The organism is Sciscionella sediminilitoris, assembly GCF_000737195.2.
Lineage (GTDB): Bacteria > Actinomycetota > Actinomycetes > Mycobacteriales > Pseudonocardiaceae > Sciscionella > Sciscionella sediminilitoris.
Genome location: NZ_JALM01000035.1, coordinates 42,068 through 57,591, shown reverse-complemented (window position 1 = coordinate 57,591; position 15,524 = coordinate 42,068). Strand labels below are relative to the sequence as shown.

At 70.3% G+C, this 15,524-nt stretch carries 20 protein-coding genes; 9 read left to right on the top strand and 11 right to left on the bottom strand.

Annotated features, from left to right (window positions below; translation table 11 throughout):
• Position 1 precedes the first annotated feature (1 nt).
• Entirely contained in the window at positions 2-1,036 is a 1,035-nt protein-coding gene (locus AD72_RS16060; RefSeq protein WP_031467327.1) for an aminotransferase class V-fold PLP-dependent enzyme, read from the bottom strand.
• Positions 1,037-1,070: 34 nt separating this feature from the next.
• On the opposite strand from AD72_RS16060, the gene AD72_RS16055 reads away from it, so the two are divergent.
• The 5 genes from AD72_RS16055 to AD72_RS16035 are packed head-to-tail and all read left to right on the top strand — an operon-like array spanning position 1,071 to position 4,771.
• The gene (locus AD72_RS16055) at positions 1,071-1,481 is read left to right on the top strand and encodes a YjbQ family protein (protein WP_031467326.1); all 411 of its coding nucleotides are present in this window, start codon (positions 1,071-1,073) and stop codon (positions 1,479-1,481) included.
• Positions 1,482-1,515: 34 nt separating this feature from the next.
• On the top strand, positions 1,516-2,799 hold the full coding sequence (locus AD72_RS16050; protein WP_031467325.1) for an MFS transporter: 1,284 nt from the start codon (positions 1,516-1,518) through the stop codon (positions 2,797-2,799).
• A 4-nt stretch (positions 2,800-2,803) separates the two neighbouring features.
• Positions 2,804-3,481: an HAD family hydrolase gene (locus AD72_RS16045; protein ID WP_031467324.1), complete on the top strand. Its 678-nt coding sequence runs from the start codon at positions 2,804-2,806 to the stop codon at positions 3,479-3,481.
• Between the two features lie 15 nt (positions 3,482-3,496).
• A complete protein-coding gene (locus tag AD72_RS16040) occupies positions 3,497-4,333 on the top strand; it encodes a DUF8017 domain-containing protein (RefSeq protein WP_031467323.1) in 837 nt (278 codons plus the stop codon).
• A gap of 48 nt (positions 4,334-4,381) precedes the next feature.
• A complete protein-coding gene (locus AD72_RS16035; protein WP_037346064.1) occupies positions 4,382-4,771 on the top strand; it encodes a VOC family protein in 390 nt (129 codons plus the stop codon).
• Here the strand turns inward: AD72_RS16035 and AD72_RS16030 are convergent, their stop codons facing one another.
• From AD72_RS16030 to AD72_RS16015, 4 genes are read right to left on the bottom strand one after another with little or no spacing between them, the layout of a single operon-like run.
• Positions 4,772-5,347: a YdcF family protein gene (locus AD72_RS16030; RefSeq protein WP_031467321.1), complete on the bottom strand. Its 576-nt coding sequence runs from the start codon at positions 5,345-5,347 to the stop codon at positions 4,772-4,774.
• Positions 5,348-5,360: 13 nt separating this feature from the next.
• Positions 5,361-6,065 carry an APH(3') family aminoglycoside O-phosphotransferase gene (locus tag AD72_RS16025; protein WP_031467320.1) on the bottom strand — a complete coding sequence of 235 codons (705 nt, stop codon included), beginning with the start codon at positions 6,063-6,065 and terminating at the stop codon, positions 5,361-5,363.
• Complete coding sequence (locus AD72_RS16020; protein WP_031467319.1) at positions 6,065-6,745, bottom strand: AraC family transcriptional regulator; 681 nt, start codon at positions 6,743-6,745, stop codon at positions 6,065-6,067. Before AD72_RS16020 ends, AD72_RS16025 begins: the two co-directional genes overlap by 1 nt.
• Positions 6,742-8,487, bottom strand: a complete 1,746-nt coding sequence (locus tag AD72_RS16015; protein WP_031467318.1) for a proline--tRNA ligase — start codon at positions 8,485-8,487, stop codon at positions 6,742-6,744. Before AD72_RS16015 ends, AD72_RS16020 begins: the two co-directional genes overlap by 4 nt.
• A 77-nt stretch (positions 8,488-8,564) precedes the next feature.
• On the opposite strand from AD72_RS16015, the gene AD72_RS16010 reads away from it, so the two are divergent.
• From AD72_RS16010 to AD72_RS16000, 3 genes are all read left to right on the top strand, one after another.
• Entirely contained in the window at positions 8,565-8,909 is a 345-nt protein-coding gene (locus tag AD72_RS16010; protein ID WP_031467317.1) for a VOC family protein, read from the top strand.
• A 105-nt stretch (positions 8,910-9,014) separates the two neighbouring features.
• Positions 9,015-9,473, top strand: a complete 459-nt coding sequence (locus AD72_RS16005; protein ID WP_055731202.1) for a hypothetical protein — start codon at positions 9,015-9,017, stop codon at positions 9,471-9,473.
• A 50-nt stretch (positions 9,474-9,523) separates the two neighbouring features.
• The gene (locus AD72_RS16000) at positions 9,524-10,099 is read left to right on the top strand and encodes a TIGR03086 family metal-binding protein (RefSeq protein WP_051898670.1); all 576 of its coding nucleotides are present in this window, start codon (positions 9,524-9,526) and stop codon (positions 10,097-10,099) included.
• On the opposite strand, the gene AD72_RS15995 is transcribed toward AD72_RS16000, so the two are convergent.
• The 5 genes from AD72_RS15995 to AD72_RS15975 all read right to left on the bottom strand — a co-directional run bounded on the left by AD72_RS15995 (position 10,100) and on the right by AD72_RS15975 (position 13,600).
• Positions 10,100-11,326: an RNA polymerase sigma factor gene (locus AD72_RS15995; RefSeq protein ID WP_031467314.1), complete on the bottom strand. Its 1,227-nt coding sequence runs from the start codon at positions 11,324-11,326 to the stop codon at positions 10,100-10,102. It lies immediately after the preceding gene.
• Positions 11,323-11,718: a YciI family protein gene (locus AD72_RS15990; protein WP_031467313.1), complete on the bottom strand. Its 396-nt coding sequence runs from the start codon at positions 11,716-11,718 to the stop codon at positions 11,323-11,325. Before AD72_RS15990 ends, AD72_RS15995 begins: the two co-directional genes overlap by 4 nt.
• Positions 11,715-12,212 (bottom strand): SRPBCC family protein, encoded by a 498-nt coding sequence (locus tag AD72_RS15985; protein ID WP_051898669.1) that lies wholly within the window; start codon positions 12,210-12,212, stop codon positions 11,715-11,717. The genes AD72_RS15990 and AD72_RS15985 overlap by 4 nt, the downstream gene beginning before the upstream one ends.
• Entirely contained in the window at positions 12,209-12,580 is a 372-nt protein-coding gene (locus tag AD72_RS15980) for a VOC family protein (RefSeq protein ID WP_031467311.1), read from the bottom strand. Before AD72_RS15980 ends, AD72_RS15985 begins: the two co-directional genes overlap by 4 nt.
• Positions 12,581-12,658: 78 nt before the next feature.
• Positions 12,659-13,600, bottom strand: coding sequence for a phosphotransferase family protein (locus tag AD72_RS15975; protein ID WP_031467310.1), 942 nt, complete (start codon positions 13,598-13,600; stop codon positions 12,659-12,661).
• Between the two features lie 268 nt (positions 13,601-13,868).
• Here AD72_RS15975 and AD72_RS15970 point away from each other — a divergent pair, with 268 nt between their 5' ends.
• The gene (locus AD72_RS15970; RefSeq protein WP_031467309.1) at positions 13,869-14,810 is read left to right on the top strand and encodes a serine protein kinase RIO; all 942 of its coding nucleotides are present in this window, start codon (positions 13,869-13,871) and stop codon (positions 14,808-14,810) included.
• Between the two features lie 198 nt (positions 14,811-15,008).
• On the opposite strand, the gene AD72_RS15965 is transcribed toward AD72_RS15970, so the two are convergent.
• Complete coding sequence (locus AD72_RS15965) at positions 15,009-15,515, bottom strand: MarR family winged helix-turn-helix transcriptional regulator (RefSeq protein ID WP_037346060.1); 507 nt, start codon at positions 15,513-15,515, stop codon at positions 15,009-15,011.
• Positions 15,516-15,524: the final 9 nt, after the last annotated feature.

Here is a 15,524-nt window from a genome sequence, read left to right as displayed (position 1 = left end):
TTCACCGTATCGGGCGAGTCACGGCCTCGAGCACCGCGGCCACATCCTCCTCGGTGTTGTAGAGGTGGAAGGCGAACCGGCTGCGCCCGGCGCGGATCGCCGCGCGGATCCCGGCCACGCGCAGTCCTTCGGTGCGTTCCCCGAGATCCGCCGAGACCACCGCGGTGCTCCCGGGTGCCATGCCGAGCCCGGCGCGCAAGGCGTTGGCCAGGCCGATGTTGTGTTCGGCGACGGCGTGCATGTCGAGCCCGGAGAGCCAGGGCAGCACCGCCGCCGCACCGGCCTGGGAGAACCACACCGGGGACAGGTCGAAGCGCCGCGCGGTCCCGGCGAGGCGCAGCGGCAGGCCGTAGACGGTCTCCCAGGGGGATTCCCCGGCGTACCAGTTCGCGTGCACGGGGTTCAGCCGTTCGGGTTCGCGGACCGCGAGCCAGGCGGCCCCGCGCGGGCACATCAGCCATTTGTACCCGGCACAGACCACGTAGTCGGCCCAGTCGAGGCGCAGCGGGAGCCAGCCGGCGGCCTGGGTGACATCGAGCAGCAGCCGTGCCCCCGCGCGTTCCACGGCCTCGCGCAGCGAATCGAGTTCCAGGATCCGGCCGTCCGCGGACTGCACGAGACTCACCGCGACCAGATCGTGACCGTCCACTTCGGACAGTAACCGGTCCGGGGCGGTTTCGGTGACCGTGATCCCGCGATGGGCCTGCGCGGCGAACGGGAACGTGGTGCTGGTGAACTCCCCTTCGGTCACCAGCACCCTGGTCCCCTCGCCGAGGCTCGCCGCGACGGTGGCCACCAGTTCGGCGACGCTCGAGCCGATCGCCACGCTGTCCGCGGGGACTCCGGCCAGTTCGGCGAAGGCGGACCGGGCGGTGGCCACCGGGGCGTCGAAATCGTGCGCCGAGAATCCCCCGCTCGCCCAGGTGTCGATCACCTCGTGTGCGGTGGCCGCGGCCGAGCGCGGCGGGATCCCGATACTCGTGGTGTTGCAGTAACCGAGCGGGACGTCGAATTCCTGGCCGAAACAGCGTCGCATGGCACGAAATCCTGTCACGGGTACAGTCGCCGATGTGTACAGCACCGAGCTCGACATCCGCACCGGCGATCACGCCGTGGTGCGCGACCTGACCCGGGACTGCGAACGCGCGCTGCGCGAGGCGGGCGCGGTGGACGGGCTGCTGCACGTGTGGGTTCCGCATGCCACCGCGGGGCTCGCGGTACTGGAGACCGGGGCGGGAAGCGACGAGGACTTGCTCGCCGCGCTGGACGAGTTGCTCCCGCGCGACGACCGCTGGCGGCACCGGCACGGTTCGCCGGGACACGGGCGCGATCACGTGCTGCCCGCTTTCCTTCCGCCGTATGCCACGGTTCCGGTACTCGGCGGGGTCCTCGCGCTCGGCACCTGGCAGTCGGTGTGCCTGGTGGACACGAACATCGACAACCCGGTGCGCAGTGTGCGATTGAGTTTTCTGGCCGGTTGACGCGCTGCCGCGGTCCCGGTAGACGTATGGGTTCGTGTCAGAGCTGCCACGACCGCCCCGCTCCCGGTTCGCCACGGTCATCGCGGCCGGGGTCGCGGGCACCACGGTCGAGTTCTATGACTTCTTCCTCTACGGAGCGGCCGCGGCCACCGTGCTCGGCCCGGTCTTCTTCCCCGGTTCGGACGGGCTGCTCGGGGTACTGCAGGCGCTGGTCACCTACGCCGTCGGGTTCGCGGCCCGGCCGATCGGCGGACTGGTCGCCGGGCATTTCGGGGACCGGATCGGGCGCAAACGGCTGCTGTTCCTCAGCCTGCTCACGATGGGGCTGGCCTCGGTACTGATCGGTGTCCTCCCCGCCTACGAACGGATCGGGGCGGCAGCGCCGATCCTGCTCACCGTGCTGCGCCTGGTGCAGGGTTTCGCGCTCGGCGGGGAGTTCGGCGGCGCGGTGCTGCTGGTCGCCGAACACGGTCCGGCCCGGCGGCGCGGGTTCTGGACGGCGTGGCCGCAGGCGGGCGGCCCGCTCGGGAATCTGCTCGCGACCGGGGCACTGGCCGCGGCGGCCGCACTGAGCGGGACGCACTACACCTCGATCGGCTGGCGGATCCCGTTCCTCGCCTCCATCGTGCTGGTGCTCATCGGGCTGTGGGTGCGGATGCGGGTGACCGAATCCCCGTTGTTCACCGAGGCGCTGCGCACCGCACGCCCGGAGCGGGCACCGCTGCTGCGGGTGCTGCGGGAGCAGCCGCGCGCCCTGTTCGCCATCTTCGCCGCGCGGGTCGGGGAGAACGCGGCCTTCTACGTGTTCACGATCTTCCTGCTGGTGTACGCGGGGACGCTCGGGCTGCCGAAATCCGCCGCGACCGCCGCGGTCACCATCGGCTCGCTCGTCCAGGTCGCCGCGATGCTGCTCGGCGGGCTCGCCTCGGACCGGCTGGGCAGGCGCCCGGTCGCGATCACCGCGGCCATCGCGGCGGGCGCGTGGACGGCCGCGTTCTTCCCGCTGGTCGCGACCAGGGACTTCGGCCTGCTCGTGCTCGCGGTCTGCATCGGCCTCGCCTGCCACGGAGTGCTCACCGGGGCGCAGTCCGCGTTCTACGCCGAGCTGTTCACCACGACGGTGCGGTATTCGGGTGTCTCGCTCGGATACCAGTCGGCCACCGTGCTCGCCGGGGCCGCGGCACCGCTGGCCGGAACCGCGATGCTGCGCTCGACCGGGTCCCCGGCCCCGATCGCGATCACTCTCGCCGGGTGTCTGCTGCTGACCGTGCTCGGGATGATCAGCGCCCCGGAGACCGCGCGCGGGACGCTACGGTGAACGCATGCGGTTGATTCTCTGGGATATAGACCAGACCTTGCTCGATCTGACCGGTCAGGGAAGCCGGTGGTACGCGAACGCGCTGCGGGCGGTCACCGGTGCCGAGCTGACCCACACGCCCGAGTTCGCGGGCAGCACCGAGCGCGCCATCACCACCGGGGTACTGCGCGAGAACGGCGTGCCGCCCAGCGATGAGCTCGTCGAGCGGATGTTCGCCGCACTCATCGAAGAGGTCACCGCGGAGGCCGACCGGCTCGCCGAACTGGGGGTCGCCCTGCCCGGCACGCACGAGGTACTGGCCGCGCTCGCCGAGGAGCAGGCGGTGCAGAGCCTGGTGACCGGGAATCTGCGCCCGGTCGCCGAACACAAGCTCGGGGCCTTCGGGCTCGGGGAACACATCGACATCTCGCTCGGTGGATTCGGCGATCTGTCCACCGAACGCGCCGATCTGGTCGCGGCGGCCATCCGGAACGCCACACACGCGCACGGCGAGCCGGATCGGATCGTGGTGCTCGGTGACTCACCGGCGGACATCGCGGCCGCGCACGCCAACGGGGTGCTCGCGGTCGGGGTCGCCACGGGCAAGTTCGGCGCAGCCGAGCTGGCCGATGCCGATCACGTACTCACCGACCTCTCCGCGACCGAACAGGTGGTGCACGGGCTCACCCGCGGATTCGGCTGAACTACGCTGGCCCGCATGAATCAGCACGGCGACTATCCGCGGTCGGGTTACGGCGGTCTCGGGTATTTCTCCCCAGCCCCGCAACCACCCAAGCGCGGCCGTGGAAAAGTCCTCGTACTGTCCGCGCTCGGGCTCGTCGTGGTGCTTGCCGCCGTGCTGATTCCCTTGCTGTTGCTGAATTCCGGGGATTCCCGCGAGCAGGCGGCACCGTCCTCGGCGCCCGCATCGGCGAGCCTGCCCGCCCCGCCGAGCGTCAAGACCGACGGCCTGACCGCCAAGGACGTCAGCGTTCCCGCGGTCACCGGGGACAAGGGCTGGCAGGGCGTCAAGGATCTGCGAGAGAAGACCGCCTACGACGTCCCGCCCGGCTGGAAGGTCGAGAAACCCGGCCTGCTCACCGGCTATCAGAGCAAGGACGGCAAACACATCCTCTCCGGGCACGCCGTCTCCACCTACAAGAGCGGGTACTGCCTCGACGATGCGCACGTGTCCCGCGGATTCGTGGCGTGGAAGACGGTGAGCCGTTCGGTGGACAAGGACATGGCGGTGCGCAACCTCGCCACGAACCTGGTCACCCTGGCCGCCTCGGACAAGAACACACTGCCGCACATGCCGACCCCGCAGGTCACCGCGACCACCGTGTACGGGGGCAAACCGGCGCGGATGGCGAAGGTCAGCGCGGTCCCGATCAGCCAGCAGTGCGGGGCGCCGAAACGCACCGCGATCGCGGTCGGGTTCACCGCGAACATCGGCAATGTCGTGGTCCTGATCTGCTACGACGAGGGTGTGCCGGACGCACCCGCGCAGGGCGATATCGACAGGATCATCGCCTCCCTGCGCGATGCCGCATGACCGATTTCGTCAAGACGCCCACCGCGCGCAGCGGCTACCGTCCCCGGCATGACCACACCACGACTGGACATGATCGGCATCGTCACCGCCGACCTCGAAGCTTCGCTCGCCTTCTACCGCACGCTCGGTATCGAAACACCCCGGGAACACGAGGGCCCGCACGTGGAGGCCACGCTGCCCGGTGGGCTGCGGATCGCTTGGGACACCGAGGAAAGCGTGTGCTCCTTCGTTCCCGGCTGGCAGGCACCGAGCGGTCATCCGCGTACCGCGCTCGCCTTCCTGTGCGCCACACCGTCCGAAGTGGACAGTACGTATACGGCACTGACGGCCGCCGGATATCACGGCGAGACGGCACCGTGGGACGCGCCATGGGGACAGCGGTATGCGACGGTGCACGACCCCGACGGGAACCCGGTCGACCTGTTCGCCTGGGCGTGACTACCGCCGCAGCTTGCGCAGCGTCCACAGTCCGTAGACGGCGAGCACCGGCTTGAGCGGCAGCCACTCTCCGGGGCGGTAGTCCTTCGCGGGCACCAGCCGGGTGGCGAGATCGGGTCGCTGCCGCCGCAGGTACACGCGGGCCTTGAACGCGTGGGCCGGTTGCGAAACGATCTTGATGCGGTCGGTGTCCTCGAGCAGCGGGACGACGTTCGTGATGTTCTCCCACGTCGACCTGCTGCGGTCTTCGAGGAGCACCCGGCCCTCGAACGCGAGCACCGACATCGCGTAGTCGGCCATCAGCCGGGCTTCGGCGGGACCGTGACCGGTCGCGCCCCCGCTGAAGATCACCCGGGTGTCCCGCCGATCCGCGGTGACCGAGCGCAGCCCGGCCCGCACTCGCCAGCGGTTGATGACGTTCACCTTGCCCGAGGGGTTCCGGTATCCGAGCACGACCACGGCCTCGGAAACGCCACCACCGGTCCCGACGAGGGAGCGCGACCACCGCCGGTTCAACCATTCGCCCCACGCCAGCGCGGCCGCGGCCCCGGCGACGGCCAATCCTGTTCGGTACATGCGGTGAGCCTCGTCAGAAGAACTCGTCGAGCAGCCGGTAGAACTCCAGCCGCACGGGATCCGGCGCCACGCCGTAGCGGTTCAGGAACCGGCCGCTCGCCGCGGAACCATAGGCAGGATTGAGCAGTTCGTCGGCGAGGCTGCGGGTGGTCAGCGCCAGGTCCGCGTACCGGTCGGCGAGCCCGAGCCGGCCAACGTCCAGGATCCCGGTCACCTCGGCGGTCTCCGGGTCGAGCACCACATTGGGCAGGCACAGATCGCCGTGGGTGAGCACGAGGTCCTCGCTGTCGGGCAGCGTGGCCTCGAGTTCGGCGAGCAGTTCGGCTGTGCTCCAGCCCGACCGGTGCGCGTCCAGATCCTCGAGGTCGATCCGGCCTTCGGTGGCTGCCGCGCGGGCGCGTGGCACGGTCACCTCGAGGCTAGCGTCGAACGGGCATTCGGTGATCGTGTGCAGTGCGCGGGCCAGATCGGCGAGGGCATCCACCACCGCCGCACGCAGGTGCTCGGGCCACCACTGGTCGGCGGTCCGCCCCGCGACCGCGCGCATCTCGAACCACCCCGGCCCGCTGTCGAGCACCTCGGGAGCGGGGAAACCCAAGCCGCGCAACCAGATCAGCCGTTCGACCTCGGCCGCGCAGCCGGGACCGGACTTGCGGTACACCCCGGTTCCGCGCCGCACCCGCGCCCCGGACCTGCCAGTGGTGATCTCCTCCCACATCAGCGCACCAGCCTGCTCGGCGGCAGTCCGGTGAGTGCCCGCGCGTCCCGGGAGAAATGTGCCTGATCGGCGTACCCGGAGCGCACCGCGACCTCAGCCAGCGGTGCGCCCTCGGCGACGAGGGCGAGTCCCCTGCGCAGCCGCAGGATCCGCGCCAGGGTCTTCGCGCCGTAGCCGAAAACCGCGGCGCAGCGCCGGTTCAGTTGGCGGGGCCCGTATCCGGTCTCCGCGGCGATCCGGGCGACCGGCGCGCCACCGGCGGCGAGCTCGAGCACCGCGCCCGCGAACGGGTCGGATCCGGAAAACCGTTGCCGGGCAATGGTTTCCAGCCCACGAGCACCGTGGAGCTGGACGAGCTCGCGCGCCTGGCGCACCGCTTTGTCCGGCCACAGCGCGCCGAGGTCGACCCTCGTGTCCCGCAGTTCGTCCGCCCGGGCGCCGAGCACCCCTGGCGCCTGACCCGGTGCGAACCGCAGCGCGAGGCAACGGTCAGCGGAGCGAACCGGGACCCGGTGCGCGTGCGTGTCCGGACCGGCCACGATCAGCTTTCCGTTGGCATAGATCAGATCCATGCACCCGTCCGGGAGCACGGTCTGCATCCCGTCGACCGGGTTCGAGCCGCACCAGAGCAGCGCGCCGGGCAGGGCGCTCGGCCGCTCGCGGTACGGCTGCGCGGTCATCGCGCGGCGGTGAGCAGTCGTTCGACCGCCTCGCCGACCGGCACATCGGAGCGCTCTTCGGTGAAGCGGTCCCGTACCTCGACCACACCGTCCCGCAGTCCGCGCCCGACCACCAGAATCGTCGGCACCCCGACGAGTTCGGCGTCCGAGAACTTGACCCCGGGACTCACCTGACGGTCGTCGAGCAGCACCTCGATCCCGGCCGTGTCGAGTTCGGCCGCGATGCGCTCGCCCTCGGTCCGGATCTGCTCGTCCTTACCGGCGAGCACGATGTGCACCCCGAACGGGCTGACCTCGCGCGGCCAGATGATGCCCTTGTCGTCGTGCGACTGCTCGGCGATCGCCGCGACCAGCCGGGAGACCCCGATCCCGTAGGACCCCATGGTGATCCGGATCGGTTTCGAGTCCGCGCCGAGCGCGTCGAGTTCGAAGACGTCCGCGTACTTGCGGCCGAGCTGGAAGCAGTGCCCGATCTCGATACCGCGAGCGGCCACCAGTTTGCCCTGCCCGTCCGGCGAGGGATCGCCCGCGCGCACCTCGGCGGCCTCGATCGTGCCGTCCGGGGTGAAATCACGGCCGCACACCAGGTCCACCACGTGGTGATCGGCCTCGTCCGCGCCGGTGACCCAGGCCGTGCCGGACACGATCCGCGGATCGACCAGGTAACGAATCTTGTTGTCCTGCAAGGCTTTCGGGCCGATGTATCCCTTGACGAGGAAGGGGTTCGCCGCGAAGTCCTCCTCGGTGAGCATGGCGACCTCGGCCGGTTCGAGTGCGGCCTCCAGGCGCTTCTCGTCGACCTCGCGATCCCCGGGAACCCCGATCGCGAGCAGTTCCCATTCCGTGCTCCCCGGCTGGCGCAGCTTCAGCAGCACGTTCTTCAGGGTGTCCGCTGCGGTGAAGGTACGGCCCAGGTCCATCCCGTTGAGGTGATCCACGAGGGTCTGGATGGTGGGCGTGTTCGGCGTCAGATGCTTGACCGCGGGCGGCTGATCCTCGATCGGCCGCTCGGCCGGCGGCGGGGTGATCACGGCCTCCACATTGGCGGCATAGTCCGAGGAATCCGATCGGACGAAGGTGTCCTCACCGAATTCGCTCTCCGCGAGGAATTCCTCGGACGCCGAACCACCCATCGCCCCGGAAAGCGCGGCCACGATCACGTAGTTCAGCCGAAGACGGTCGAAGATGCGCACATAGGCTTCGCGATGCCGCTGATAGGACTGCTTCAGTCCCTCGTCGTCGAGATCGAAGGAGTACGAATCCTTCATGACGAATTCGCGGCCACGCAGGATTCCCGCGCGCGGCCGCGCCTCGTCCCGGTATTTCGTCTGGATCTGGTACAGGAAAAGCGGGTAGTCCTTGTACGAGGAGAACTCGCCCTTGACGGTGAGCGCGAACAATTCCTCGTGCGTCGGGCCGAGCAGATAGTCCGCGCCCTTGCGGTCCTTGAGGCGGAACAGCAGCGGGCCATACTCGGTCCACCGGCCGGAGGCCTCGTACGGCTCGCGCGGCAGCAGGGCGGGAAACTCGATCTCCTGGCCGCCGATCGCGTTCATCTCCTCGCGCACCACGCGTTCGATATTGCGCAGCACGCGCAGCCCGAGCGGCAACCAGGTGAACACGCCCGGCGCGGCGCGGCGGACATAGCCGGCGCGCACGAGCAGCTTGTGGCTCGGCAGTTCCGCGTCGGCCGGATCCTCGCGGAGGGTACGAAGGAACAGCGCGGACATCCTGGTAATCACCGGTGCAGAGTAACGCGCGCCGCCGGGCGCGGCTCAACCGGATAAAACTGTCCGACCCCGGCGCTAACCTGCCGCGCATGACACTCAGCATCGGCATGGTGACCATCGACTGCGCGGATCCGGCGAGACTGGCCGGATTCTGGACCGAGGCGCTCGGCGTGCGGGTGCTCGCCGACTACGGCGAGTTCGTCCTGCTCGGCGGGGAACACGTACGACTCGGCCTGCAACGGGTTCCCGAAGTGAAGGCCGGGAAGAACCGGGTGCATCTCGACCTCGGCGGCGAACCCCGGGCCGCGGCCGCCGAACGCCTCACCGGCCTCGGCGCGACCGTGCTCGGCGAGCATTCCGTACCCGGACTCAGCTGGACGGTGTTCGCCGACCCGGAGGGCAACGAGTTCTGCGTCGGCGAGCATCCCGAATAGCGGGGCGGCGGGGAATCGGGGGTGAGCGCGCGGTAACGGCTCCTCGGCCGGTACCGATACCCGGCTCGGGCGGTGACCGCCGTCCAGGACGAACCGGGGAGAACGATGTCCACAGCACCGCAAGCACTCCGCCGTGCGCTGCTCGTCAGCGCGATCGCGGCGACCCTGGCCACCGCGGCGTGCGGTTCGGGGAAGACCGAGGCCCAGTGCGCCGCCCAGCAGAAGGCGGTCACGACCGCGGAACAGGCAAAGAAGCGCACCGATGCGGAGCTGACGGCGGTCGCGGCGAAGGCGGACAAGGCCAAGCAGGCCGCGGACAAGGCGAACGCCGCCGCCGACAGCGCCGACGGGACCGCGAAGAACACCGGTCCCGGGGACAGCGCCGCCGGTTCCGCGGAATCCGCGCACACCCAGGCGGACGCGGCGAACGCACTGGCCGAGGCCGCCCAGCTCAGTGCCGATGCCGCGCAGGCCGGTGCGGAGCGGAAGCAGGCGCAGGAGAGGGCCACGAAGGCGGCCGGTGCGCTGGACAGGGCGCGAAAGGCGAACACCGGCTGCTCGTGACGGCTGTGCCCTGGGATCGTCCCACCCGAATTCGCGAAGGGGCGATCCGCATGCCGGAGCACACGATCACCGATACCTACCGGCACGCGCTCGCCGAGTTCGAGGCGACCCTCGGCGAACTGACCGAGCCGGTGTGGGAACTGGCGCCCCCATGCACCGAGTGGACGGTCCGCGATCTGGTCGGCCACGTGCTCGGCGGGGTGCAGTTCCTGCATTCGGTGATCGGGAACGGTCAGCCGCCGGACGAACGGTTCGCGCACGAGCCGCCGGGCCCGCTCTGCGGCGCCGATCCACTCGCCACCTGGGTGGCTGCCCGCACGGCGGCCGAGACGGACCTGGCGGAAGCGGAGCTCGATCGGGAGCATGCCGGGTTCGGCGGGCTCGCGTTGCGCGAGTTCCTGCGGATCCACACCCTTGATGTGACGACCCATCTGTGGGACCTGCGCACCGCGGCCGGACTCGACCGGGCGCTGCCCGGGGATCTGCTCGAGGCGACCGCGGCATGGGTCGCCGAGAACGCCGAGCAGGTGGCCACCGGTGGCCTGTTCGCCGCGGCGCTGACCCCGCCGGAGGGCGCGGACGCGCAGACCAGGCTGCTCGCCCAGCTCGGCCGCCGCGCCTGGTGATCACCCGAGCCGGTCGGCTCGCCCGGTGAGGTAACGCTGTTCGGGAACGCTCGTGGTCAGGCTGGCCGCTTTCCGGTAGCAGTCCCGGGCCCGCGCGAGATCCCCGGCGAGTTCGAGCAGATGCGCGCGGACGGCGTGCAGCCGGTGGTGCCCCGCGGTACGGGCATCGGAATCGAGCGGCTCGAGCAGGGCGAGCCCGGCATCCGGGCCCTGGTCCATGGCGACCGCCACTGCCTGGTTGAGCGTGACCATCGGATTGGGTTCGAGCGCGGCGAGCAGTTCGTAGAGCCGGACGATCTGGCTCCAGTCGGTGCGCTGCCAGTCCGGCGCCTCGGCGTGCACGGCGGCGATCGCGGCCTGGAGCTGATAAGGGCCGACCGGCGCGCTGGACAGGGCCTCGGTGAGCAGCGCGCTGCCCTCCTCGATCGCGACGCGGTCCCATCGGGAACGGTCCTGTTCGGCGAGCGGGACGAGACCACCATCCGCATCGACCCTCGCGGACCGGCGCGCGTCGAGCAGCAGCATCAGCGCGAGCAGGCCGGTGGCCTCACCGTCTCCGGTGAGCAGTTCCCGCACGAGGCGGGCGAGCCGGATGGCCTCCTCGGTCAGCTCGCCGCGGCGCAACCGGTCACCCGAACTCGCCGTGTAGCCCTCGTTGAAAACGAGATAGAGCACGTGCAGCACACTGCGCAGCCGTTGCGCCCGTTCGGCCCCGCACGGTCGAACGAACCGCGCACCCGCGGCCTTGATGCGTTTCTTGGCGCGGCTGATGCGTTGCCCCATGGTGGTTTCCGGGACCAGGAAGGCCCTGGCGATCTCGGTGGTGCTCAGCCCGCCGACCGCGCGCAGGGTGAGCGCGATCTGCGCGGGCGGATCGAGGCTCTGGTGACAGCACAGCAACAGGAGGGTCAGCGTGTCCTCGGGCTGCGCTGCGTCCGCTGGCTGCGCGGTGACCGGCGTTTCCAGGGCCGTGTAGCGCTGTTCGCGCGCCCGGCTCGCCGCCTCGCTGCGCACTTCGTCGACCAGTCTGCGCGCGGCGACCCGGATCAGCCAGGCTTCGGGCTGCTCGGGCAAGCCGGTGTCCGGCCAGCTGCGCGCCGCGGCGAGCAGCGCCTCCTGCACCGCGTCCTCGGCCGCCTCGAAATCGCCGTAGCGGCGCAGCAGCGCACCGAGGACCCGCGGCGCCAGGGAGCGCAGCAGGTCCCCGGTTTCCCGGCGGCCGGTCACATTTCCTGACCGGAGAATTCCATGATCGGGTGCACCTCGACCCCGCCGAAGCGGGCGTCGGGAAAACGTTCCGCGATCTCCACGGCCCGTTCCATGCTCGCGCAGTCGAGCACGAAATATCCGGCGAGCGCCTCTTTCGACTCCACATAGGGCCCGTCGGTGGTGGCGGGAAGTCCGTCCCGGACCCGCGCGGTCCTGGTGTGCACCGGATCCGCGAGCGGAACCCCGGCCACGAATTCCCCCGACTCGCTCATTTCCCGTTCCAGTTCCGCGTTCTGCTCGAGCAGTTCGGCGCGTTCGGCCTCGGGCATCGCCAGGAATCCGGGCGTGTGCTCGAAGGTGGGATGCGCCCAGTTGCGCGGGTTGCTGTAGATGAGCAACAGGTATTTCATGCGGACACCTCCTGATAGCCGACACCGTGCAGCATCGCGGCGAGCGAGTCTTGCATGTTGGCACGCAGTTCGGCGAGCCTGCGCGCCAGGAAACCGGAATCGTCCGCGGCCATCTCACGCGCCACGGTGTGCCCGGATCCGTGCCGGAATTCGTGCGAGAGCAGGGTTCGCCTGCCTTCCGGGGTGAGCACGTACCGCCACAGCGATCCCGCGTCCCCGTTCTCGTCCAGCACCGCCCAGGCGAACACGTGCGGTTTCCCCACCTCGGTCACCTCGCACAACGCATCGGTGCTGAACCCGTTCCCGAACTCGTTGTGCCCGGTGAACCGGTCACCGGCTTCCGGCGCACCTGCCCCGGGATCGAGCCATTCGGTGCGCACGCACTCCGGGCTCCAGCGGCCGTAGGAGGGCACATCGCTCACCAGTGCCCACAACTGGTCCACCGGCAGATCCACCCGCAGGCGCACCTCGGTGTGCGCTCCGGTCACGGTCATCGCGCACCCGCCAGGCCGATCACGTTGTCCTCCGGATCGGTGAACTGGCCGACGGCGAACCCGTCCCGGCGGATCGGCCCGAACCGGCGCGCACCGCCAAGTTCCTCGGCCCTGCGCAGGGCTTCCCCGACATCCGGAACCGCGACGTAGACCAGGACCCTGCTGCCGTAGCCGGGCCCGCCACCGATCCCGCCGTTGATCCCGCCGGTGCTCTCCCCGTCCACGAAGCCGTATTGCTCCGGGGCGGACACGTGTTCACTCGCGGCGTCACCGAGGCCGAACCGCCAGCCGAACAGTTCCCCGTAGTAGCCGCGCAGCCGCGCCGGATCGGTGCCGATGATCTCGAAGTGCGCGATGGGCTGTCCCATGTCCTTCTCCTCTCTCCGATGGGTCCGCTGAGGTCGGAGCGGACGAGAGGATTTCGACAGGCCGTACTGTGATCTGAGTCACCAACGCGTGCGGTGGCGTACCCAGCGCAGCGCGGCCGCGGCGATCTTGCGCTGCTGTTCGCGCAGACCCGCGGAACCGGGCGGTTCGGGGCAGCGGGAGGCGAACTGCCAGTATCCGCACAGCGCGGCCGCGTAGCCGGTGACCGCCCAGGCGGGCACGGCGCGCAGTTCGGGACGGGAGAGCACGAGCTTTTCCGCGGTGGCGATGGCGTGCCCGGCGACGAGCAGATAGGGCACCAACGGAGTGATGTCCAGCCAGGCCGCACCCCGCAACGGCCGCTGCCAGCCGGTGATCAGCACCTGGCCGGTCCCGGTGCGCACCAGGGTGTCCGGGCGCAAATCGTTGTGCAGCAAGGTATCCCCGTCCGACCAGGGATGCCACGCGGTCTCCACGGCGGCCAGCGAGTCCACATTGGACTCGAGCCAGGGATCGAGTCCGGACGGCAGCGATCCGGGCGTGCGCCAGACACTGAGCAGGCCGTCGAGTTCGGTGAGCGCTTCGGGAGCCCCGGCCACCGGGCACGGGGTCAGGGTCCGCACGGCCCTGCCGATCGCGGTGAACATCGCGCTGCAGTCCGGGGAACCGGGCCGCAGGTTCACTCGCGCCCCGTCCAGGTCGCTGAACACCACGGCGAGCCATTCCCCGTCCACGACACCGAACACCTCGGGCACCGGGGCGGTCCTGGGCAGCAGCGCGGTGGTCTCGGCCTCGGCGCGCAGCCCGCTGGCGCGCGGATGCAGGGCGGGAAGCGCGCGGACGAACGCCCACCGACCGTCGTCGAGCAGCAGCCGCACCGCGACCGAGCCGGGGATCTCGGCGTCCTGGCGCAGCGCCTGCACCACGCCCGCACCGAGTTGGAAAGCCAGCGCCGACCGGGTGTCCACCGGGATGTCCTGCCAGCCGAGCGCCTGCTCTCGCAGCCCGTGGACGACGGTCATGATGCGGCGCTCACCTTCTCCCGGAATCGACTGCCCTCAAGATATCCCCCTGTGTCCGGCTCCGGCCAAGCGCCCGAGTAATTCCGTTGCGCGAACCGGGAACCCGCGCCAGGATCGGGTTCATCGAGACAACCGGCGAAGGAGGTGCGCCATGACGGTCGTTGTGTTCAGCCTGCCCACAGACCGGACCGCACCCGCCGGGGACGCCGCGTAACGCGCTCCCCCGCGATGGGGCGGTAAGCATTCGAACCCATCAGGAGCACAGGAAGTGCGTTACTCCACCGATCCAGCGGATTACGAAGACTACGAGGATTTCACCGAGCGCGAACCCCGTCGGGCGCGCAGGCGCCGATTCGACGACGAGCCGCGGCCGATCCGCTCCGGACGGCTCACCGAGGAAGCCAAGGCGCTGCTCGAGAACAGCAAGGACGACGGCCCAGCCGAAGAGGACGAGCGGTACTCCAGCTACCCGGACGCGGTGCCCGGCCCGGGACCGCTTCCCGGCTGGGTGCTCACCGAGGCCGCGGCGACCGATACCGAGCTCGGTGTGCTCAAGACCGGGAAGGAGGCGGATGTACATCTCATCCGGCGCGCCCTGCCCGGGAACGAGCGCACCAGCCTGCTCGCGGCCAAGCGCTACCGCCCGCCCGAGCACCGGCAGTTCCACCGGGACGCCGGGTACCTGGAAGGTCGCAGGATGCGCAAGTCCCGCGAGCTGCGGGCGGTGCAGAACCGCACCGCCTTCGGCCGCAACCTGATCGCCGAGCAGTGGACGATCGCCGAGTTCGCCGCACTGTCCCGGCTCTGGCAGCTCGGCGCCCCCGTTCCCTACCCGGTGCAGCGCCACGGCACCGAGCTGCTGCTCGAATACCTGGGCGACGAGTCGGGCGCCGCGCCCCGGCTCGCCGAACTGCGCCCGGATCCGGGCGAACTCGACCGGCTCTGGGCCCAGCTGATCGAGGCGCTCACCCTGCTCGCCGAGGCCGGCCTGACCCACGGCGACCTGTCCCCGTACAACGTGCTCGTGCACGAGGGGCGCCCGATGCTCATCGATCTGCCGCAAGTGGTCGAGCTGGTGGTGAACCCGAACGGGCCGGCGATCCTGGAACGGGACGTCACCAACCTCGCGCGGTGGTTCACCGCACGGGGCAGGCACGTGGACATCGAGCAGACCACCGCCCGGCTGCGCGCCGCGGCCGGTATGGACTGAAGGTGACCTCGGGTGTGTCTGATGATCCACTGCCGTCGCGAGCGGGAGGCAGATCAGCGGTGTCTCTGCGGGACACCCGCGCCCGAGATCAGCAAGGCGGAGGATTGAGCCATAGCGGCAGCTATGGTGATTGCGCGCCTTCGCCGCGAGGCGCCGATATGGCCCCGCGCAGCAGGCTACGGGATTGTCAGACGCGCCCTAGTCCACGATCACGCATGGCTCGCCGAGTGCGTCCACCGAGCCCGCCCCGGAGGGCGCCTCGGCGAGCTTGCGGCAGCTGTCCCCGAAGGCACCCAGTTCGGCCCCGGCGAGCACGTCCACGAAATGCTCCTTGACTCCGCTCAGGTGAGTACTGGTCGCTCCGCGTAGCCGCTCGTATCCCTGCTCGGTGAGCACCGCCACAACGCCGCGCCCGTCCCCGTGCACCCGGCTGCGGGTGACCAGCCCGTCCCGCTCCAGCCGGTCGACCACCCTGGTCACCCCGGAACGGGACAGCAGAACGGCCTCGGCCAGCTCGGTCATCCGCAACCGGTAGCCGGGCGCCTCGACCAGCTGCAACAGCACGTCATAGGCGGCCAGCGAGATCCGCTGCCCGGCGATCAGCTCCGCCTCGAGCGCCCTGCTGATCTTGGCGTGCGCCCGCAGGAACGCCCGCCACGCGGCCAGCTCGTCCGGCTCGACCCGGTTGTTGCCACCCTCTCCCACGGACAGGGA